Annotated in this window: 16 protein-coding genes and 1 pseudogene; 8 read left to right on the top strand and 9 right to left on the bottom strand. The window is 71.3% G+C overall.

Annotation, left to right across the window (positions count from 1 at the left end; translation table 11 throughout):
* Window positions 1-96: 96 nt before the first annotated feature.
* From otsB to ACIHCL_RS05355, 3 genes are all read right to left on the bottom strand, one after another.
* Window positions 97-975, bottom strand: coding sequence for a trehalose-phosphatase (gene otsB, locus ACIHCL_RS05365; RefSeq protein WP_399857200.1), 879 nt, complete (start codon window positions 973-975; stop codon window positions 97-99).
* Window positions 976-1,129: 154 nt separating this feature from the next.
* Window positions 1,130-1,393, bottom strand: coding sequence for a DUF3263 domain-containing protein (locus tag ACIHCL_RS05360; RefSeq protein WP_399858001.1), 264 nt, complete (start codon window positions 1,391-1,393; stop codon window positions 1,130-1,132).
* A 343-nt stretch (window positions 1,394-1,736) separates the two neighbouring features.
* Window positions 1,737-2,960, bottom strand: a complete 1,224-nt coding sequence (locus ACIHCL_RS05355; RefSeq protein ID WP_399857998.1) for an ABC transporter substrate-binding protein — start codon at window positions 2,958-2,960, stop codon at window positions 1,737-1,739.
* A 564-nt stretch (window positions 2,961-3,524) separates the two neighbouring features.
* Here ACIHCL_RS05355 and ACIHCL_RS05350 point away from each other — a divergent pair.
* The 5 genes and pseudogenes from ACIHCL_RS05350 to ACIHCL_RS05330 all read left to right on the top strand — a co-directional run bounded on the left by ACIHCL_RS05350 (window position 3,525) and on the right by ACIHCL_RS05330 (window position 8,134).
* A complete protein-coding gene (locus tag ACIHCL_RS05350) occupies window positions 3,525-4,457 on the top strand; it encodes an ROK family protein (protein ID WP_399857198.1) in 933 nt (310 codons plus the stop codon).
* Window positions 4,457-5,611: an N-acetylglucosamine-6-phosphate deacetylase gene (gene nagA, locus ACIHCL_RS05345; protein ID WP_399857196.1), complete on the top strand. Its 1,155-nt coding sequence runs from the start codon at window positions 4,457-4,459 to the stop codon at window positions 5,609-5,611. The genes ACIHCL_RS05350 and nagA overlap by 1 nt, the downstream gene beginning before the upstream one ends.
* A 162-nt stretch (window positions 5,612-5,773) precedes the next feature.
* A pseudogene (locus ACIHCL_RS05340) lies at window positions 5,774-5,898 on the top strand (VOC family protein); the annotation flags it as partial.
* Between the two features lie 213 nt (window positions 5,899-6,111).
* Window positions 6,112-7,161 (top strand): 1-phosphofructokinase family hexose kinase, encoded by a 1,050-nt coding sequence (locus tag ACIHCL_RS05335; protein ID WP_399857194.1) that lies wholly within the window; start codon window positions 6,112-6,114, stop codon window positions 7,159-7,161.
* A gap of 124 nt (window positions 7,162-7,285) precedes the next feature.
* Entirely contained in the window at window positions 7,286-8,134 is an 849-nt protein-coding gene (locus ACIHCL_RS05330) for a ketose-bisphosphate aldolase (protein WP_399857193.1), read from the top strand.
* A gap of 121 nt (window positions 8,135-8,255) precedes the next feature.
* On the opposite strand, the gene ACIHCL_RS05325 is transcribed toward ACIHCL_RS05330, so the two are convergent.
* Together ACIHCL_RS05325 and cdgB are read right to left on the bottom strand one after the other, a co-directional pair.
* On the bottom strand, window positions 8,256-9,218 hold the full coding sequence (locus ACIHCL_RS05325; protein ID WP_399857191.1) for a CBM35 domain-containing protein: 963 nt from the start codon (window positions 9,216-9,218) through the stop codon (window positions 8,256-8,258).
* Window positions 9,219-9,466: 248 nt separating this feature from the next.
* A complete protein-coding gene (gene cdgB / locus ACIHCL_RS05320) occupies window positions 9,467-11,113 on the bottom strand; it encodes a diguanylate cyclase CdgB (RefSeq protein ID WP_399857190.1) in 1,647 nt (548 codons plus the stop codon).
* Between the two features lie 526 nt (window positions 11,114-11,639).
* On the opposite strand from cdgB, the gene ACIHCL_RS05315 reads away from it, so the two are divergent.
* On the top strand, window positions 11,640-12,218 hold the full coding sequence (locus ACIHCL_RS05315; RefSeq protein WP_399857188.1) for a flavin reductase family protein: 579 nt from the start codon (window positions 11,640-11,642) through the stop codon (window positions 12,216-12,218).
* Between the two features lie 169 nt (window positions 12,219-12,387).
* On the opposite strand, the gene arfB is transcribed toward ACIHCL_RS05315, so the two are convergent.
* Complete coding sequence (gene arfB / locus ACIHCL_RS05310) at window positions 12,388-12,822, bottom strand: alternative ribosome rescue aminoacyl-tRNA hydrolase ArfB (protein ID WP_399857186.1); 435 nt, start codon at window positions 12,820-12,822, stop codon at window positions 12,388-12,390.
* A gap of 308 nt (window positions 12,823-13,130) precedes the next feature.
* Here arfB and ACIHCL_RS05305 point away from each other — a divergent pair, with 308 nt between their 5' ends.
* Together ACIHCL_RS05305 and ACIHCL_RS05300 are read left to right on the top strand one after the other, a co-directional pair.
* Complete coding sequence (locus tag ACIHCL_RS05305; protein ID WP_399857185.1) at window positions 13,131-13,706, top strand: TerD family protein; 576 nt, start codon at window positions 13,131-13,133, stop codon at window positions 13,704-13,706.
* A 541-nt stretch (window positions 13,707-14,247) separates the two neighbouring features.
* Window positions 14,248-15,831 (top strand): M4 family metallopeptidase, encoded by a 1,584-nt coding sequence (locus ACIHCL_RS05300; RefSeq protein ID WP_399857184.1) that lies wholly within the window; start codon window positions 14,248-14,250, stop codon window positions 15,829-15,831.
* Between the two features lie 172 nt (window positions 15,832-16,003).
* On the opposite strand, the gene ACIHCL_RS05295 is transcribed toward ACIHCL_RS05300, so the two are convergent.
* From ACIHCL_RS05295 to ACIHCL_RS05285, 3 genes are all read right to left on the bottom strand, one after another.
* The gene (locus ACIHCL_RS05295; protein ID WP_399857995.1) at window positions 16,004-17,404 is read right to left on the bottom strand and encodes a M1 family metallopeptidase; all 1,401 of its coding nucleotides are present in this window, start codon (window positions 17,402-17,404) and stop codon (window positions 16,004-16,006) included.
* 385 nt (window positions 17,405-17,789) lie between these two features.
* Window positions 17,790-17,993 carry a hypothetical protein gene (locus ACIHCL_RS05290; protein ID WP_399857182.1) on the bottom strand — a complete coding sequence of 68 codons (204 nt, stop codon included), beginning with the start codon at window positions 17,991-17,993 and terminating at the stop codon, window positions 17,790-17,792.
* A 519-nt stretch (window positions 17,994-18,512) separates the two neighbouring features.
* Entirely contained in the window at window positions 18,513-19,073 is a 561-nt protein-coding gene (locus tag ACIHCL_RS05285; protein ID WP_399857180.1) for a heme-binding protein, read from the bottom strand.
* Between the last annotated feature and the right edge of the window lie 102 nt (window positions 19,074-19,175).

The following is a 19,175-nucleotide window of genomic DNA, read 5'->3' as shown; positions in this document are numbered from 1 at the left end:
AGGTCTGCCGGGTCTGCCAGATCCGTCAGATCGGCCACATCCGTCAGTGGCGTTCGACGGGGCGGGCCGTCCGGACCTCTTCGGCTCCGGACCGTTTCAGAGGCGTGCGGCCAGGGCCGCCAGGTAGCGGACGACAGCGGCCGGGCCGTCCAGCAGGAGATCGGCACGGTCGGCCAGTTCGGCGACCTCGGCGCTGCCGCTGCAGATCAGGAGGCCGGGGATGCCGTCGGGGCCCTCGGTGCGGAGCTTCTCGACGGCCGCGTACGCGGCGAGGTCGCCGAGGTCGTCGCCCGCGTACAGGACGGACTCGGCGCCCGTCTCGCGCAGGTACCGCGCGAGCGCGACCCCCTTGTCCATGCCGGGCGGGCGCAGCTCCAGCACCAGACGGCCGGGTTCGACGATCAGCCCGTGCCGGGCGGCGAGCTCACCGAGGGGTTCGCGCAGCGCCTCGAAGGCGCCCTGCGGGTCGGCGGCGCGGCGGGTGTGGACGGCGAGCGCCCGGCCCTTCTCCTCGATCCAGGTGCCGTGCCAGGCGCCGTGCCGGTCCAGCACTCCGGGCAGCTCGGCGCGGACCGCGGCCACTCCGGGATGCGGGGCGGGGGCCCGAACGGTGGCGGTGACCGCGTCCCAGCGTTCGGCGCCGTAGTGGCCGAGGACGACGAGGTGGTCGAGGCCCGCCACCCCGGCGAAGCCGCCGTACCGGACCGCGACGCCGGCCGGGCGGCCCGTGATCACGGCGACGGAGGCCACTTTCGGGGCGAGCGCGGCGAGGGCGGCGACGGCACCGGGGTGGGCACGGGCCTGGTCCGGGTCCGGGACGATGTCGGCGAGCGTCCCGTCGAAGTCGAGTGCGACGACGGCACGGTCCGGGTGCGCGAGGATCGCGGCGAGCGCCTCTCGGCCGGCCGGGGTGGTGGGGGTCGGGAACTCGGACGGAGTCGCGCTCGGCGCGGGTGCGTGCGGGTTGCTGCCCATGAGCCGAGCCTATAGGCGGGGAGCGGGAGGCGGAGGGCGTTCGCGGCCGAAAGCGGGGTGCGGCCGAAAGCGGGGTGCGGCCGCGTCCCGGGGGCGGATCCGCCCCCGGGCAGATCCGCCACTGCGGCCGGGCTGTTACGGCGGCCGGGTCGTGTCAGCGGCGGTCGCGGCGCGCGTCCCGGACGCGGCGCAGGCGGTACACCGTCACCGGGTCCTCCTCCAGCGCCCGGCGGTCGTCGAGGAGCGCGTTCAGCAGCTGGTAGTAGCGCGTGGGCGAGATGCCCAGCCGTTCACGGATCGCCCGTTCCTTGGCCCCGGGACCGGTCCACGACCGCCGCTCGACGGCGAGCACGGCACGGTCGCGCTCGGAGAGGCCGGACGGGTTCGACGCGACCGCCGCCTCGGGCGCCTCGGGCACGTCCGGCTCGCCGGGTGCCTCGGGTGCACTCGGCGTATCCGCCGCGTCCGGCGCAGCCGGATCCTGGGGTGCGCGCGCTCCGTGCCGTCCGCCGGGTGCCTCGGGTGCCGCGTCGGGCGGAGTCGACGGCTCCGTGTGGTCGGACGGGCCGGATGAACGGGACCGGGCGGATGGGTGGGACGGTTCGACCGGGCCGACCGGTTCGGCGGGGCCGACCGGCCCGGCCGGGCGGGCCGTGTCGTCGGGGCCGTGCTCGGGGGTGGTCATATCAGCCAACCTATCGCCCGGTCGGAGGGCCGCCACTCCGCAGCCGCGCGGCCCCTGCCGACGCCTGGCCCCCGCGCTAGCGCGCCGCCTCCGCGGCCTCCGCGTCCCGTGCGATCCGCCCCAGCGCGTCCGCGGGGCTGCCGCCCGGCGCGACCGCCTTGCCGATGTTCTCCTTGATCGACTCGTTGGTCCGGGCCCAGGACGTCTTGCCGTACGGGTAGAACTCCGCGGTCGGCAAGGCGGTCAGGAACTTCCGCAGCGGCTTGTGCTCGGCGTCCGTCTCCATCGCGGCCGAGGCGCTGCCGGTGACCGGCAGCATGTCGTACCGGTCGGCGAACTCGACCACGTTCTTGTCGGTGTAGAGGTGTTCGAAGAACGTGCCGAGCTGCTTCCGGTGGCCGCCTTGTTTGAAGCCCATGATCCAGTCGGCGACGCCCATCGGACTCGCGCCGGGTCCGTCCGCGCCGGGCAGGGGCACCATGCCGACGGAGATCCCGCTCTTCCGCGCCTCCCGCATCAGCGTGGGGTGACCGTTCAGCATGCCGACCTCACCGCGCGTGAACGCCGCGAACGCCGTGCCCCGGTCGAGCTCACCGGGAGCGACGGGGCCCACCAGGCCCTTGTCGACCAGATTCGCCTTCAGCCAGTCGAACGTCCTGATGTTCTCGGCCGCGTCGAACGCGTATGAACCGGAGTCGTCGATATAGCCGCCGCCCCCACTGAGCAGCCACATCAGCGTCTCGGCCTGGGGCTCCTCCGGTCCGAGCGGCAGCGCGAAGGGGTATGTCACACCGCGCTGCTTCAGCACCGCCGCGCCGTCGCGGATGTCGTTCCAGGTCTGCGGGGCGGACAGGCCGGCCTCGGCGAACAGTTCCTTGTTGTAGAAGAGCAGCCGGGTACTGGCCACGAACGGCAGCCCGTACTGGGTCCGGTCCACACTGCCCGCGTCGGTCAGGCGCGGCAGGAAATTGGCCTGGGCCCGTATGGACAGCAGCTCGTCGGCCCGGTAGAGCTTGCCAGCCTTCGCATAGTCGGCGTAGGCGCCTATCTGAGCGATGTCGGGAGCCCGTCCGTTCTTCACCATCATGGCGACCTCGCGGTCGACGTCCTTCCACGAGTGGATGCTCACGTCGACCTTGATGCCGCGGTGGGACGCCTCGAAGTCCTTGACGAGCCCGTCCCAGTACTTCTCGGAGCTGTCGGCGGCTCCGGTGCCGTAGTCCGCCGCGACGAGCCGGAGGGTGATCTGCCCCGGGCCGCCGCCCCCGCCGCACCCCGTGAGCGCCGCCGTCATTCCCATCGCGGCCACAGCCGCCGTCATTCCCAAGTAACGCCGCCGCACACCCAGTTCCGTTCTAGTGAAGGCCTCCGGACGAGCCGCGATCCTTCCGGGTCCGCCGTCGAAGGTCTACACCAACGAGCCACCTCTTCCACAACAGACCCTTCCCAACGGTCCGTTGACGCGTGCAGCCTGCACCACGACCTGCACCGATCGTCGAATAGGCGGTAAATACAGCGGCCTTCGACCGGATGGCCGACATCTTCCCCTCGCCGCCCCTCTCCCCCACGCCGGTGAAGGGGCGGCGGGCCGACGGGAGCACCGGGGCGACATGGCGACGAGCGGCGCCACAGCGATGGGAGCGACGACCGGCGGAAGCGACGGGACGGCGCGATGACGGCCGAGGAGGAACAGCCGATGAGGAACAACAGAGCGACGCGTAGACCTCACCCATCACCTCGCCGGACTCGCGGCACACACCCCGGAGCGGAGGGCTCCACGCCCCGAAGATGATTTTGTATGTATCCGTAACAAACCAGAAGAGTGGACTAGACCTATTGGGGTTCTCGGGCGAGACTGTTGCCCGTGAAACACGTCATCGCCCTCGATGTGGGCGGCACCGGAATGAAGGCCGCACTGGTCGGGACCGACGGCACCCTGTTGCACGAGGCACGGCGGGCCACCGGCAGGGAGCGCGGTCCCGACGCCGTCGTGGAGTCGATCCTCACCTTCGCCGCGGACCTGCGCGCGTACGGCGAGGAGCACCTCGGTGAGAGCGCCCTCGCCGCCGGCGTCGCCGTGCCCGGCATCGTCGACGCCGAGAACGGGATCGCGGTCTACGCCTCGAACCTGGGCTGGCGCGACGTACCCATGCGGCGGCTGCTCGGCGATCGGCTCGGCGGCGTCCCCGTGGCGCTCGGCCACGACGTGCGCACCGGCGGGCTCGCCGAGGGCCGGATCGGGGCGGGCAAGGGCACCGACCGCTTCCTCTTCCTGCCGCTGGGCACCGGGATCGCCGGAGCCATCGGCATCGAGGGCACCATCGAGGCGGGGGCCCACGGGTACGCGGGCGAGATCGGCCACATCGTGGTCCGCCCGGACGGTCCGGAATGCGGCTGCGGCCAGCGCGGCTGCCTGGAAACCATGGCCTCGGCCTCCGCGGTGACCCGGGCCTGGGCCGCCGCGTCCAAAGTCCCGACCGCGGATGCCGCGGACTGTGCGAAGGCCGTCGAGTCGGGCGACCCCGCGGCCGTGGAGGTCTGGCGGAACGCCGTCGACGCGCTCGCCGCCGGACTGGTCACCGCTGTGACGCTGCTCGACCCCCGCATGCTCATCATCGGTGGCGGGCTCGCCGAGGCCGGGGAAACGTTGTTCACACCGCTCCGTGCGGCCGTCGAGGAGCGCGTGACGTTCCAGAAGCTGCCTCACATCGTCCCGGCGGCCCTCGGGGACACCGCCGGATGCCTGGGCGCAGGGCTGCTCGCCTGGGATCTTCTCTCCACGGAGGTATCCGCCTGATGGCCGGACGCGCAGACAGCACGGTTCTCGCAGGTGCCCGGGTGGTGCTTCCCACCGGCACCGTCGAGAACGGGCGGGTGATCGTCGAAGGCGCCCGGATCGCCGGCTCGGCACCGGAGGACGCCCCGGTCGTCGACCTCAGCGGCCACTGGCTGGTCCCCGGCTTCGTCGACATGCACAACCACGGCGGCGGCGGCGCGTCCTTCACCTCCGGCACCGTCGACGAGGTCCTCACCGGCATCCACACGCACCGCAAGCACGGCACCACCACCCTGGTCGCCTCCACGGTCACCGGCGAACTGGACTTCCTGGCCCAGCGGGCCGGGATCCTCTCCGAACTGGTCGAACAGGGCGACCTGGCCGGGATCCACTTCGAGGGGCCGTTCATCTCGCCGTGCCGCAAAGGCGCGCACAGCGAGGACCTGCTGCGCCACCCGGACCCGGCCGAGGTCCGCAAGCTGATGGACGCGGCGCACGGCACCGCGAAGATGTTCACCCTCGCCACCGAGCTCCCCGGCGGCATCGACTCGGTGCGACTGCTCGCCGAGCACGGCGTCATCGCCGCGATCGGCCACACGGACGCCACGTACGAGCAGACAGTCGAGGCGATCGACGCGGGCGCCACCGTCGCCACGCACCTGTTCAACGCGATGCCACCGCTCGCCCACCGCGCGCCCGGTCCGATCGCGGCCCTCCTGGAGGACGAGCGGGTCACCGTCGAACTGATCAACGACGGCACGCATCTGCACCCCGCCGCCCTGGAGCTGGCCTACCACCACGCGGGCGCCGCCCGCGTCGCGCTGATCACCGACGCCATGGACGCGGCCGGTTTCGGCGACGGGCGCTACCAGCTCGGCCCGCTCGCGGTCGAGGTCAAGGACGGTGTCGCCCGGCTGGTCGAGGGCAACTCGATCGCCGGCTCCACGCTCACCCTGGACACCGCGTTCCGCCGTGCCGTGACCATCGACCGGATCCCGGTCGAGGACGTCGTGCAGTCCATCTCCGCCAACCCCGCCCGGTTGCTCGGCGTGTACGACAGGGTCGGGTCGCTGGACCCGGGCAAGGACGCGGACCTGGTGGTCCTGGACGCGGACTTCACGCTGAAGGGCGTCATGCGCAAGGGCGAGTGGATCGTCAAGCCCGAGGCGGTCTGACCCGCCGTTCCGCTCCTCCGCCCGCCCGTCCGACCGCGCTGCGTTCCGCCCGTCCGACCGCCCCACGTTTCGTCCGTACGTTCCGACCGACCGCCGGTCCGCCGGCCCGTTCCGCCTGGTCGCGCGTTTGCTCGTCTACTCACTCGCTCACCGCGGCTCGTCACAGCGGAGGTGGCCCGGCTGCGGGCCCTCGGCGCCACCGGCCTCGACCTCGGCCAGGGCGACGTCCCGTGGACGTGCCTGGCCGACCCGAGGGCCACGGGTTCTGCGTCCTCGGACCGTCCTGACGCCCTCGACGCCAACGGATCTTTACGACTGTTTACGGCGAGTCGAATACGTAACGAAGAGACGGCGGTTGGTTCCGGGGTCTGGGCCGACCGGCGCCTGTTTGACATGATCGTCCGGGAGACGGGTGGCTCGAACGCCCGGAAACAGGCAGAGTAAGCGCATTCCATTCCCGAGGAATCGCGTTCCAGGCAGGGATCGAGGGAGCGGCCGCGGTGATCCTCACGGTCACACTGAATACGGCACTCGACCTGACGTACGGCGTCCCGGAACTCGTCCCGCACGCCAGCCACCGCGTCAGCGATGTCGCCGAGCGTCCCGGGGGCAAGGGCCTCAACGTGGCCCGGGTGCTCTCCGCCCTCGGCCACGAAACGGTGGTCACGGGCTTCGCCGGAGGCGCCACCGGAACGGTGCTGCGCACATTGCTGGCCGAGCTGTCGCCCCGTGCCGCGATATCCGCCGACGCCACGTCCGCGCCCGGCGGGGCATCCGGTGCCGCACCGGCATCCGGGGCCGGCGACACCCCCGCGCCCACGCCGGGATTCGACTCCTCCCCCGCGCCCATCACCGACGCCCTCGTCACCGTCGCCGGGAGCACCCGGCGCACGATCGCCGTCGTCGACCGAGCCACCGGCGACACCACCCAGCTCAACGAACCCGGCCCGCTCATCAGCGCCGACGAGTGGTCCGCCTTCCTCGCCCGGTACGAGGAGCTGCTCGCCGGGGCCGACGCCGTCGCCCTGTGCGGCAGCCTGCCCCCCGGCATCCACGTGGGCGCCTACGCCGAACTGATCCGCCCCGCCCGCGCGGCCGACGTCCCCGTATTCCTCGACACCAGCGGCGAGCCGCTGCGCCGGGGGATCGCCGCCCGCCCCGACCTGATCAAGCCGAACGCCGACGAGCTCGCCCAGCTCACCGGCTCCCGCGACCCGCTGCGCGCCACCCGCGACGCCCGCCGCCGCGGCGCGCACACGGTCGTCGCGTCGCTCGGCCCGGACGGCATGCTGGCGGTCACCCCCGTCGGTGCCTGGCAGGCGTCCCCGCCCGCCAGGGTCCCGGGCAACCCGACCGGTGCGGGCGACTCCGCGGTGGCCGGACTGCTGTCCGGTCTCGTCGAGGGCCTGAGCTGGCCGGACCGGCTGCGGCGGGCGGTGGCACTGTCGACGGCGACCGTGCTCTCCCCGACGGCCGGTGACTTCGACCGCGCGGCGTACGAGGAGCTGCTGCCGCGCGTCGGCGTCGAGGAACGCACGACGGCGGCCTGAGCCGCCGGCCCGTACCACCCGCACCGGCTCGTCCGGTCATCCGTACCGCCCCGTCCGGCCACCGCGCCCGGCCGGACCGTGAAGCACAAACGCAACAGAAGCAACAGAAGCAACAGAGGTCAGCATGCCGCTCGTCAGCACCGGAGAACTCGTCTCCGCCGCCCAGGCCGAAGGACGCGGTATCGCCGCCTTCAACGTCATCACGCTGGAGCACGCGGAGGCCATAGCGGCCGGCGCGGAGCGCGCCGGGGCCCCCGCCATCCTGCAGATCTCCGAGAACGCCGTGAAGTTCCACGGTGGGCGGCTCTCCCCCGTGGCCGCGGCGGCCGCCGCCGTCGCCCGTGCCTCCGGGGTCCCGCTCGCGCTCCACCTCGACCACGTCGAGTCCGTGGCCCTGCTGCGCCAGGCGCACGCGGAGGGCTTCGGCTCGGTGATGTTCGACGCCTCCAAGCTCGGTTACGAGGAGAACGTCCGGGTCACGGCCGAGGCGGTGGCCTGGGGTCATGAGCACGACATCTGGGTCGAGGCCGAACTCGGCAAGGTCGGCGGCAAGGAGGGCGAACCCCCGCTCGACGCCCACGCCCCCGGCGTCCGTACCGACCCGGCCGAGGCCGCCGCGTACGTCCGCGACACCGGGGTGGACGCGCTGGCCGTCGCGGTCGGCTCCTCGCACGCCATGACCGAGCGCACCGCCGCCCTGGACCACGAGCTGATCGGCCGGCTGCGCGACGCGGTCCCGGTGCCGCTGGTGCTGCACGGCTCCAGCGGTGTCCCGGACGACGAGATCCGCCGGGCCGTCGCCTCCGGCATGGTCAAGATCAACGTGGGTACGGCGCTCAACACCGCGTTCACCGGGGCGGTGCGGGCATACCTGGCCGAGAACACCACGGGGGTCGACCCGCGCAAGTACCTCGCACCGGGCCGGGAGGCGATGGCGACGACGGTGGCTGGATTCCTGGCGCTAATGGGCTGACCGGGGAACACGGCACCTTGCCGCACCGACGGGCCGCCAAGAGGTTGTGCGAGGCAGTCCCCTGCGATCCCTCCCGGGTTCGGACACCGGGAAGGATCGCAGAGCGTTCGCCCTCGATGGGCTAACCGCCCGCGGGCGCGGGGGTGACCTCCAGCCAATCCAGGATCACGTCGCACTGATTCCCTTCTTGGCACGAGATGCTGATCTCGTTCTCACCCTTGATCAGGTCGACCGGCGCCCAGGTGGTCTGCCAGTTCTTTTCCCAGTCCGAGTCGGACGAGTGGACGAAGTTCTTGAGGCCGATGGGCTGGGAATTCGGCTTCCCGTTCACCGTCAGCGTGGCGTTGGCGTCTTTGGCGGGAATCGCGTAGCGCACCGTCAATCGGTACTTGCCTTCCTCTCCCATCGCCGCCTTCCACGTCACGGATGACCCGACTTCGTTGAAGCCCGTGACGTATGAGCCGTTCGGGCCTTCCGCGCCCTTGACCGACTGGCTGACTACCGCCGAGCCGCCGAGCTTCAGCGTCGCCGCGTCCTGCTTGGGCAGTTCGGTCGGGGCCTCGGCGCCGGTGGTCGGCTCGGGCTGCGGTGACTCCTCGACCTTTTCGTCGGGGGTCTGGGAGGGGGTGGCCTCGTTCTTCTTCTGGTCCCCCTTGTCGTTGCCGCTGAGCAGCATGACACCGATGCCGATGAGCACGACCAGGACCACCGCGACCGCGCCGATCAGCAGGCCCTTGGTGTTCGGGCCGCCCTTGCCGGAGCCGCCGGGACCACCGGGGGCGACCCGGCCGGGCTGCTGCGGGACATGTCCGGCGGGGCCGCCGGGGTACGTCTCCGGGGCGGCGTACTGGGCGTTCGGCCGCCCGTATGCCTGCTGCGGCGGCACCTGCTGCCCGTACTGGCGCTCGCCGACGGCCCGCACCTGGTTGTACGAGGTCCGGGGCACACCGGGCTGGGCCACCGGCGGGTAGCCGTAACCGCCCTGCTGTGGCGACTGAGCGCCCGACGCCTGACCGTCCTCGTACAGGTAGCCGAACGGATCGTCGTCCTCGGGCGTGTTTGCGCCGTTGTTCCCGGCTGTCATCCCTGGTCACTCCTCACCATCTCGCCAGCCGTCGCCGAATTGGCCAGCCGTGGCCGACCGGCCGAGCCTACCCCGAACGAGCCACACCAAGAATCTCCGTCGCGTGTCCCGGGACCGCCTCGAAACGGGGCTTCATCGCCTCCGTGAACATCGGCCGATCCTGCGGTTAACCCCTCTCGCCGGCCCCCTGGCAGCCGACGACGAATCCACCCGTCGGCCCCACTGGCCGACGACTCCCCCCGCGGCCATCAGCCGGCCCTGCGGTTGGCCTTGGACCGGGACCGCTTCTCCACGTACATGCGCTGGTCGGCGGAGGCCAGCACCTCCTCCGCCGTCATGCCGCAGGCGGCCCAGCCGATGCCGAAACTGGCCCCGACCCGCACCGCCCGGCCGTCGACCCGGATCGGCGGAATGATCGCGTTACGGAGGCGAACGGCCAGATCGGCGGCGTCCACCGCCGCGAGCCCATCGGCGAGGACGACGAACTCGTCGCCGCCGAGCCGGGCGACGGTGTCGCCGTCGCGGACACCGGTGCTGAGCCGGCGGGCGACCTCGATCAGCACCGCGTCACCGGTGTGGTGCCCGAAACGGTCGTTGATGGACTTGAAACCGTCGAGATCGCAGAAGAGGACCGCGAGCCCCTTCGCCCCGTCGTCCTGCTCGGTGTCCGGGGCGACGGCGTGCACATGGTGGTCGTAGAGACCTTCGGGCCCCAGGTCCACCTCGTAGCCGTGCCCCCGCGCGTCCCGTTCGGCGTCCAGGTCGGCGTACGCCGCGTCCAGCACCTCGATCGCGGTGGCGCCGACCGCGTTCGGGCGTTCACAGAGCCGGGAACTGAGCCTGGAGCGCAGCTCCGCGCTGTTCGGCAGGCCGGTGAGCGCGTCGTGCGAGGCCCGGTGCGCGAGATGCAGTTCGTGGCGCTTGCGCTCCTCGATGTCCTCGACATGGGTGAGCAGGAAGCGCGGGCCGTCGGTGGTGTCGGCGACGACGGAGTTGCGCAGCGAGACCCAGAAGTAGCTGCCGTCCCGCCGCCCCAGCCGTAGCTCGGCGCGGCCGCCCTCGGCGGAGGTGCGCAGCAGGGTGCCGATGTCCTCGGGGTGGACGAGGTCGGCGAAGGAGTAGCGGCGGAGCACGGACGCGGGGCGTCCGAGCAGCCGGCACAGGGCGTCGTTGGTGCGCAGCAGCCGACCGTGCTGATCGCCGCCCATCTCGGCGATGGCCATGCCGCTGGGCGCGTACTCGAACGCCTGGCGGAAGGATTCCTCGCTGGCGCGCAGCGCCTGCTGCTCCCGCTCCAGGCGGACCAGGGCCCGCTGCATGTTCGTCCTGAGCCGGGCGTTGCTGATCGCGATGGCCGCCTGCGAGGCGTACATCTGGAGGGCCTCCCGCCCCCAGGCACCGGGGCGGCGGCCGTTGCGCGGACGGTCGACGGATATGACGCCCAGCAGATCGCGTCCGCTGCCGGAGGCGTACATCGGCGCGTAGAGGCGGTCCTGGGGGTGCCACTCGTCCTCGAAGCGGGGTTCGGGACCCTCGGTGTGCCACTGCGGTACGTCGTCGTCGAGGAGGACCCAACCGTCCGTGTGGGGTATGAAGCGGAGCTCGTCCCACGCCTCGCCCATGGAGAGCCTGCGCTCCCAGGAAGCACGCGAACCGATGCGTCCGGTGATCAGGGCCTCCGCGGCGCTGTTACCGGCGAAGGCGGCGACGACGAGGTCCCCGTCCGGTCGGACCAGGTTCACACAGGCCAGCCCGTAGCCGAGACCCGTGACGATTCCGTCGGCCACGGTCTGCACCGTGTCGGCCAGGCTCCGTGCCGTGTTCAGGTCGGCCACGGCCTGATGCAGTTGCCGCAGCGTCGCCAGGCGGACGTATGGCTCCGACTCGGTCTCCATCGCTCGCACTCCCCGAGACCTCGACAGCACTCCAGGTTCATATCGGCGCACTTGATGACGTACTTGGATGACCCACTTAGATGACTTACTTAATGAAGTGTCACGGCCACTGAATCACAGTGAGCTGCCCCCTCGGTACACAGGGTCAGCAAATATCGCCCTCTGTGACTCAAGTCACAAAAGATGGTAAAGGGGGTCAGGTGTCGCTCCGATACGTTCCACCCCTTTCTTGAACGCAAAAACGCAAATCCGGCGTGGCCGTGCGGTGCGCCTGAGCCGCGGGCCTCCGGGACATGGGACATGGGGACACGGGACATGGGGACACGGAGACACCGGGGGCGGGCTGCCGGGGCTCCGGGAGGGGCGGGGGCGACGGGGTGGTGTGGGATGCGGGTCGCGGGCAGCGCGCCGGGAACCGACGGGCGGGCCGGCGGGGGCTGGGGTGCCGACGGGGCGCCTGGTCCTAGGACCAGGCTGGTCCCCTGGCCCGATGCGACCGCGTCCAGGGCGCGGATAGCGTGCGGGTGTGTTGAAGACAGAGTCCCCCGCCTCCGGTTCCGGTCCCGCCCCGCACGGCCTCGTCCCCCATGCTGAGGGGGTGAGCAACGATGAGTTCCGGGCCGCGCTGTCCCGGCTGGCCGCCGGGGTCGTCCTGGTCACGGCCGAGGAGCCGCCGCTGGACGAGAACGGGATCGGCGAGGACGTCGGCATGACGGCGACCGCCTTCATGTCGGTGTCCTTGGACCCGCCGCTGGTCATGGTGAGCCTGCGCAGTGGCTCACGGATGGACGACCTGCTCTCGGAGCAGCCGCTGTGGGCGGTCTCCATGCTCGCCGAGAGCCAGCGGCACATCGCCGGGCGGTTCGCGATGAGGGGCCGGATCAGCGACCGGCTGCTGTTCGAGGACATCCCCTACAAGAGAGGGGAGTTCACCTGTGCGCCCCTGGTCGGCGGCGCGCTGGCCACGCTGGAGTGCCGCACCGAGCAGCGGGTCCCGGCGGGCGACCACACCCTGGTGATCGGCCGGGTGCTCAGCGCGGCCCTGCCGAGCGGGGACGGTTCGCCGCTGATGTACTTCCGGGGACGGTACCGGCACCTGGACTGAGACGGCCCAGTACGGCCGAGGACGACCCGGCGCGGCCGAGGACGACCCGGCGCGGTACGCCCCAAAGGGGAGCGACGCGGCACACTTCGGAGGGGGAGAGTCGCAGCACGGCCCAGGGGGGGAGCGGCGCAGTCGGGAGGCGGGCCCCGCGGAGGTCACCGGTCGCGGGTCACCAGTCGCGGCCGGAGCGACCGCGTTTCGTCTCTCCGCGCCGCTTCTTCTCGCGCAGTCGGCGCTCGTTGATCCCGCGTGGGATCTTGGTCTTGCGGCGCGGCTTGGGGGGCGGCGCCGTGGCCTCCGCCAGCAGGGCGGCGAGCCGCACGAGCGCCGTTTCCCTGTTGCGCCACTGGGACCGGTGCTCGGACGCCCGCACCACGACGAACCCGTCCACGAGCCGGTTCTCCAGCCGCTGGAGCGCCCGTTCCTTCCACACCTGGGGCAGTGACTCGGTCGCCCCCAGGTCGAAGCGCAACTCCACCTGGGAGTCGCTGGTGTTGACGTGCTGTCCGCCGGGGCCGGAGGAGCGAGAGAAACGCCACATCAGCTCGGCCTCCGGCAGGGAGACCGAGCCGCGGATGACATAGGGCCCGGACATGACACCCATGTTCCTCGCCCGACCGGCCGTTCGCCACCTTCTTTTGCCGCCCGACCGTGCCTCGCGGCGCGACCGGGCGCATTGTCGTACGCCGCGCCTTCGCAGCACGGCCGCGCGCTCCGTGGTACGCCGTGGTGTCGGGGCGGGGCCGTCGGCTCCGGGGCCAGCGATGCGGTCCGGGACCGGGCCGACCGGGGGGACTTCGGTAAAGAAAGCAAAGAGAGCAGGAACCTCGTGGTCCCTGATTCGCGTTATGGCCAGTGACGGTGGCTTCATGATGACATGAAGCCCGTAACCGACGATGAAAGGGACTTCCCATGGCTGTAAGCCTGTCCAAGGGCGGCAACGTCTCCCTCACCAAGGAGGCCCCGGGGCTGACCGCCGTCACCGTCGGCCTCGGCTGGGACGTCCGCACCACGACCGGCACCGACTTCGACCTCGACGCCTCGGCGATCGCGGTCAACCAGGCCGGCAAGGTCGTCTCCGACAGCCACTTCGTCTTCTTCAACAACAAGTCGACGCCCGACCAGACCATCGTCCACACCGGTGACAACGTCACGGGCGAGGGTGAGGGCGACGACGAGCAGATCAACGTCAACCTGGCGGGCCTGCCCGCCGATGTCGACAAGATCGTCTTCCCGGTCTCCATCTACGACGCCGAGAACCGCGGTCAGAACTTCGGCCAGGTGCGCAACGCCTTCATCCGCATCATCAACCAGGCCGGCGGCGTGGAGATCGCCCGCTACGACCTGAGCGAGGACGCCGCCACCGAGACCGCCATGGTCTTCGGTGAGCTGTACCGCAACGGCGCCGAGTGGAAGTTCCGTGCCGTGGGCCAGGGCTACGCCTCGGGCCTGACCGGCATCGCCCAGGACTTCGGCGTCAACGTCTGACGCCGGGTCCGGCTGACCGGACCGCTGTCACCGGGAGCCCCCGGCCGCTCGTCCTGCGGCCGGGGGCTCCCGCCGTCCGTCGGCCACCCCCACCTCCCATGCCCCGTACGCCACAGCTCGTACGCCACAGCCCATGCACCGCAGCCCGTACGCCGCAAGACGCGTGCCACGCACCGCAGACCCGGCGCCACGGGCGTCCGGGGCCACAGGCGTCCAGGTGCCCGAAGTCGGGGCAGCGCCTCGGGTCCGGGGCAGCGCCTCGGGTCCGGGGCAGCGCCTCGGGTCCGGGGCAGCGCCTCGGGTCCGGGGACGGACGCAAGGGTCGGCCGTCGGCGTGCGCGGGGGCGGAAGCCGCGTGCCCACACGAGAGGAGACGTCAAACCCCTGCCAATATCCGTCGAATAACGAACACGAATAAATCCAAGACAGACAAGAGGTGGTCAAAAAAATGTGAGGTATTTGTTAGTACACCGTCAATCTTGGTCATTCGGTGGCACGCTCTCCGCTCGTAACCCCCCACGGAACGAGCAACGGAGAACGCATGACCCCCCACATGAACACGCGTCGCGCCGCGGCCCTCGCCGCTGTAGCCGCGATGGTCGTCGTAGGCGTGCAGACCGGCGCGGCGAACGCCGCTCCCGACAACGGGGCTGACGCCCCCTCCGCCACTCGCAGCGTCGTCCCCTTCGGCGCGAACAACGCCTCTCAGCGCACCGCCGCCATCACGTCGGCCCAGGCCGACGCCTCTTCGACCGCCGAGACGCTCGGCCTCGGCGGTCAGGAGAAGCTGATAGTCCGTGATGTGATCAAGGACGCCGACGGCACCGTTCACACCCGCTACGAGCGCACCTACGCGGGCCTCCCGGTCCTCGGCGGCGACCTCGTCACCCACACCGCCCGCGACGGCGGGCTCAAGGGCGTCACCAAGGCGACGGAGGCCCGGATATCCGTGCCGTCGACGACGGCGAAGATCAGGACCGCGACGTCGGGCGCCCGCACGATCATCTGGGCGGGCGACGGCAAGCCCGTCCTCGCCCTCGAGTCGGTGCGGACCGGGAAGCAGAAGGACGGCACCCCCAGCCGGCTGCACATCATCACCGACGCGAACACCGGCAAGGAACTCCGCAGGTACGAGTCGGTCAAGACCGGCATCGGCAACAGCCAGTACAGCGGCAAGGTCGACCTGACCACCACCAAGACCGGTTCCGGTTACGAACTGACCGACGGCGAACGCGGCGGCCACAAGACGTACGACCTCAATCAGGGCCAGAGCGGCACCGGTTCACTCTTCACGGACGACGACGACACCTGGGGCGACGGCACCGGGAACGACCGCCAGACCGCGGCCGTCGACGCCGCCTACGGCGCCGCGGAGACCTGGGACTTCTACAAGTCGGCGTTCGGCCGCGAGGGCATCGCCGGTGACGGCAAGGCCGCGTACTCGCGCGTCCACTACGGCAACGAGTACGTCAACGCGTTCTGGGACGACAGCTGCTTCTGCATGACGTACGGCGACGGCGCAGGCAACAAGAGCGCCCTCACCTCGCTCGACGTGGCCGGGCACGAGATGAGCCACGGCCTGACCTCGTCCACCGCCGACCTTGCCTACTACGGCGAGTCCGGCGGGCTGAACGAGGCGACCAGCGACATCATCGGCACCGCTGTGGAGTTCGCCGCCGAGAACAGCACCGACGTCGGCGACTACCTCATCGGTGAAGAGATCGACATCAACGGCGACGGCACCCCGCTGCGCTACATGGACGAGCCGAGCAAGGACGGCTCCTCCGCGGACTACTGGGACAGCAGCGTCGGCGACCTCGATGTCCACTACTCCTCCGGCGTCGCCAACCACTTCTTCTACCTGCTGGCCGAGGGCAGCGGCAAGAAGACCATCAACGGAGTCGACTACGACTCCCCGACCGTCGACGGCTCCACCGTCACCGGCATCGGCCGGGACAAGGCCGTCCGGATCTGGTACAAGGCGCTCTCCCAGTACATGACGTCGAGCACCGACTACGCGGACGCCCGCACGGCCACCGAGAAGGCGGCGACCGACCTGTACGGGGCGGACAGCACCGAACTCGCGGCCGTCGGCGCCGCCTGGGACGCCGTCGACGTGAAGTAACGCCCCGCCTTCGCCACCGGGATTCGGAATCCGGAACCGAATCCGGAACGAAATCCGGGAAGGAATCCGGGAAGGAATCCGGGAAGGAATCCGGGAAGGAATCCGGGAAGGAATCCGGAACGGAACCCGGGAAGGGAAGCAGAGGGCACAGGCACCACGGAGCGGGAGCCGGTCAGTCCTTCGAGGCTGGCCGGCTCTCCCCGTACAACCAGGTCTTCCACAGCGCCGTCAGGTCCTTGCCGGTCGTCTTCTCCACATAGGAGGTGAAGTCGGCGGTCGACGCGTTGCCGTGCCGGTGGGCCTTCGTCCAGCCCTTCACGAGCGCGAAGAAGCGCTCGTCATCGCCGACCGCCTGCCGGATCTTGTGGACGATCATCGCGCCGCGCCCGTACACCGGCGCCCTCGAGATGTCCGCGGCCGTCGGCGGATCGGCGGGCGCAAAGACCCAGTTGTCATCGTTCTCGAAGGCCGCGTCGAACCGGTCCTCGATCGGTTCGCCCTCCTGGTCGTCCTCCCAGAGCCACTGCGCGTACGTCGCCGGCCCCTCGTTGAGCCACATGTCCCGCCAGCTCGCGGGCGTGACGGAGTTCCCGAACCATTGGTGCGCCATTTCGTGGACCAGCAGTCCGGTGGTCGGCAGCCCCGGGAAGTAGGGCCGGTTCTGGGTCTCCAGCGCGTAACCGGCGTCCCCCTTCCGCCCGATGATCGCGCCCGTGGCGGAGAAGGGGTACGGCCCGAACCGTTCCGCCTCCCACGCCACGACCTCGGGGACGCGGGCCAGGACCGCCGCGCTGCGGTCCGCCAGCGTCGTGTCGACGGCGGTGAACACCGTGATGCCGTCCGGGGTCGTCGATGTCTTCGTCTCGAAGCGGCCCACGGCCAGTACGACGAGGTAGCCGGCCATCGGCTCGGCGACGTGCCAGTGGTAGGTGCTGGTGGTGCCGGCGGTGGTACGGGAGGCCAGTTCGCCGTTGGAAACGGCCGTCAGCCCCTTGGGAACGGTGACCGTGATGTCGTATGTCGCCTTGTCGCTCGGGTGGTTGTTGCCGGGGAACCAGGCCATGGCACCGGCCGGTTCGCCGAGCGCGACCACCCCGCCCGCCGTCGTGAGCCAGCCCTCCTTCGACCGGTCGGGGTCGGTGAGGGTCTCCGGGGAGCCGGAGTAGTGGACGACTGTGCGGAAGGTCCGGTCCTTGCGCAGCCGGTGGGCGATCCGGGCGTCGGGCCGCAGCGTCAACTCGTGGCCTGCCCGGTTGACGGCGGCGGGGCGGCCCTCGACGGTCGCGGACCGCACGGTGAGCCCGGCGAGGTCCAGGTTGAAGGCGCTGAGGTCCTGGGTGGCGCGCGCGGTGATGGTGGCGGTGCCGCGCAGCCGGTGGGCGTCGGGGCCGACATCGAGTGCGAGGTCGTAGTGCGTGACGTCGTAGCCCCCGTTGCCGAGCCCCGGGAAGTACGGATCGCGCAGCCCCGAAGCTCCGGGGGTGCCCTCGACACCGCCGACGCCCCAGGTGCAGCCACTGAACGCCGCCAGAACCAGCAGGGCGAGAGCCGCGGCGCGTGCCGTGCGGCATATGTGTGCCGTACGGCGCGGGCGCGCCGTGCGGTGTACGCGTACCGTGCGGCATATGCATGCCGTGCGGCGTACGCATATTCCGCGGCGTACAGGTATTCGCTGGTTCACACCCGCGATCCTAGGCGCGGGTCGGGCGGACGCACGGAGTGACCGACCGCCGGGGTGACGGCGCGGGGACCACCCGGCCTTCGGCCTCGGGGCCGACTGGTCCGGCTGGGCTGGGCGGGCTGGCCTGGCCGGGCGGGCTGGGCTGGGCGGGCTGGGCGGGCTGGCCTGGCCGGGCGGGCTGGGCTGGGCGGGCGGGCTGGGCGTGCTGGGCTATTGGAGTCACCGTGGCTGCCGGGACCACCAGCCACGGGCCCGGCCTCCTGAACCGCAGGCCGGTTCAGAGGACGGCGATGCCCAGGAGGCGGGCTCCCACGTTCACCTTGGCCGGGGGCCGCTTTCCCGTGAGATCGATGACGGTGATGCCGTTTCCGTACCCGTCGCTGGTCTGCGCCTCGGGCCGCGCGCTGGTCGGAGTGCCGACCGTACAGCCCGCGAGCACGGCCGCCGCGGCGATGGTCAGGACCGCTCGGCGCGCGTTCATCGGCCGTTCCCCGACGACGCGTCCCGCAGTGTCCGGCTCCGCGGCGGCGAGGCGACCCTCCTGCCGACGGGGACAACGCCCTCGATCCCGGCCCGGGTGCCGCCTGTGTCGCTGGTGGAAGCGGCGTCGGGAAATGGGCGATCGAGGGCTTTCATGTCTTCTCCCGTCCTGACCCTGTTGTCGACTCTCGACTCTCGGCTCCCGGCTCCCGGCTCGTGGCTCTCGGCTCATGGCTCGTGAGGCGCCCGGCGAGCCGTGAGTTTGCCGAGCACGCCGCAGGGTGCCGGGCTGACGGCTTTCCCGTAACCCGTGGTGGCCTGGCAATCCGTGGTGACCTGGCAATCCACGGTGGCCCGGGTACGCGGTTCCGGTTGTGGTGCGTGGCGAGGCGGAGGACCGCCCGTACAGCGGAGGGCCGCCCGCATACCGGATGTATGCGGGCATTCCGACAACGCGGCGAGGTGCCGCAGCCGCCGGTGGGCGCCCGCCGGGGATCACGGGACAGCCCTCAGGCGTGTGTTACTTGGCGAGGGCGGCGACGCCGACATTCGCGAACTTCTCGTCGAGGTCGCCGCTGGGGGCGCCGGCCACGCCGATGGCCGCCACCGGGGCCCCCTTGACCTGCACCGGGGCGCCGCCGCCGAGGAACAGGGTGCCGGGGATGTCCTTGAGGGTCGGGGCCTGCTCCAGGCGCTTGGCCAGTTCGGAGGTGGGCGCGTTCCAGGAGACGGCGGTGTACGCCTTCTTCATGGCCGCCTCGTACGACTGCGGTCCCGCGCCGTCGCCGCGCAGCGTGACGATGGTGTTGCCGTTGCGGTCGACGACGGCGACGGAGACCCGCTGGTTCTCCTTCTTCGCGGCGTCGAGGGTGGCCTGCGCGGCCTTGGTGGCGGCCTCCACGGTCAGGTGGGTGGTCTGCTGGAGGTTCCGGTTCGCGGTGTCGGCCTTCACCGCGGCGGCGGGGGCGGCGGCCGGGGTGGACGCGTTGGCGGACATGGCGCCCAGGGTTCCGGCACCGACGGCGGCCACGGCAACGGCACCGGTCAGAACACGGGCGCGCAGCGACAGCTTCTTCTTCATGGTGGACTCCCTAAGAATGGTTGGCGGTCCGGGAGGACCGGGTGTGGCTGATGGTGGTCTGTCGTTGATGACTCCGAAGGAATGGCCGCCCGGTCCTCCGGG

The organism is Streptomyces sp. NPDC052042 (genome assembly GCF_044548345.1).
Lineage (GTDB): Bacteria > Actinomycetota > Actinomycetes > Streptomycetales > Streptomycetaceae > Streptomyces.
Note: the sequence above shows the minus strand (reverse complement) of the source record. Positions and strands in the feature narration are given on the sequence as shown.

Bases quoted from the DNA above. Each gene is read 5' to 3' on its own strand.
- otsB (WP_399857200.1), bottom strand. From the start codon at position 975: ATGGGCAGCAACCCGCACGCACCCGCGCCGAGCGCGACTCCGTCCGAG.
- ACIHCL_RS05355 (WP_399857998.1), bottom strand. From the start codon at position 2,960: ATGGGAATGACGGCGGCGCTCACGGGGTGCGGCGGGGGCGGCGGCCCG.
- nagA (WP_399857196.1), top strand. From the start codon at position 4,457: ATGGCCGGACGCGCAGACAGCACGGTTCTCGCAGGTGCCCGGGTGGTG.
- ACIHCL_RS05330 (WP_399857193.1), top strand. From the start codon at position 7,286: ATGCCGCTCGTCAGCACCGGAGAACTCGTCTCCGCCGCCCAGGCCGAA.
- ACIHCL_RS05325 (WP_399857191.1), bottom strand. From the start codon at position 9,218: ATGACAGCCGGGAACAACGGCGCAAACACGCCCGAGGACGACGATCCG.
- cdgB (WP_399857190.1), bottom strand. From the start codon at position 11,113: ATGGAGACCGAGTCGGAGCCATACGTCCGCCTGGCGACGCTGCGGCAA.
- arfB (WP_399857186.1), bottom strand. From the start codon at position 12,822: ATGGGTGTCATGTCCGGGCCCTATGTCATCCGCGGCTCGGTCTCCCTG.
- ACIHCL_RS05305 (WP_399857185.1), top strand. From the start codon at position 13,131: ATGGCTGTAAGCCTGTCCAAGGGCGGCAACGTCTCCCTCACCAAGGAG.
- ACIHCL_RS05300 (WP_399857184.1), top strand. From the start codon at position 14,248: ATGACCCCCCACATGAACACGCGTCGCGCCGCGGCCCTCGCCGCTGTA.
- ACIHCL_RS05290 (WP_399857182.1), bottom strand. From the start codon at position 17,993: ATGAACGCGCGCCGAGCGGTCCTGACCATCGCCGCGGCGGCCGTGCTC.
- ACIHCL_RS05285 (WP_399857180.1), bottom strand. From the start codon at position 19,073: ATGAAGAAGAAGCTGTCGCTGCGCGCCCGTGTTCTGACCGGTGCCGTT.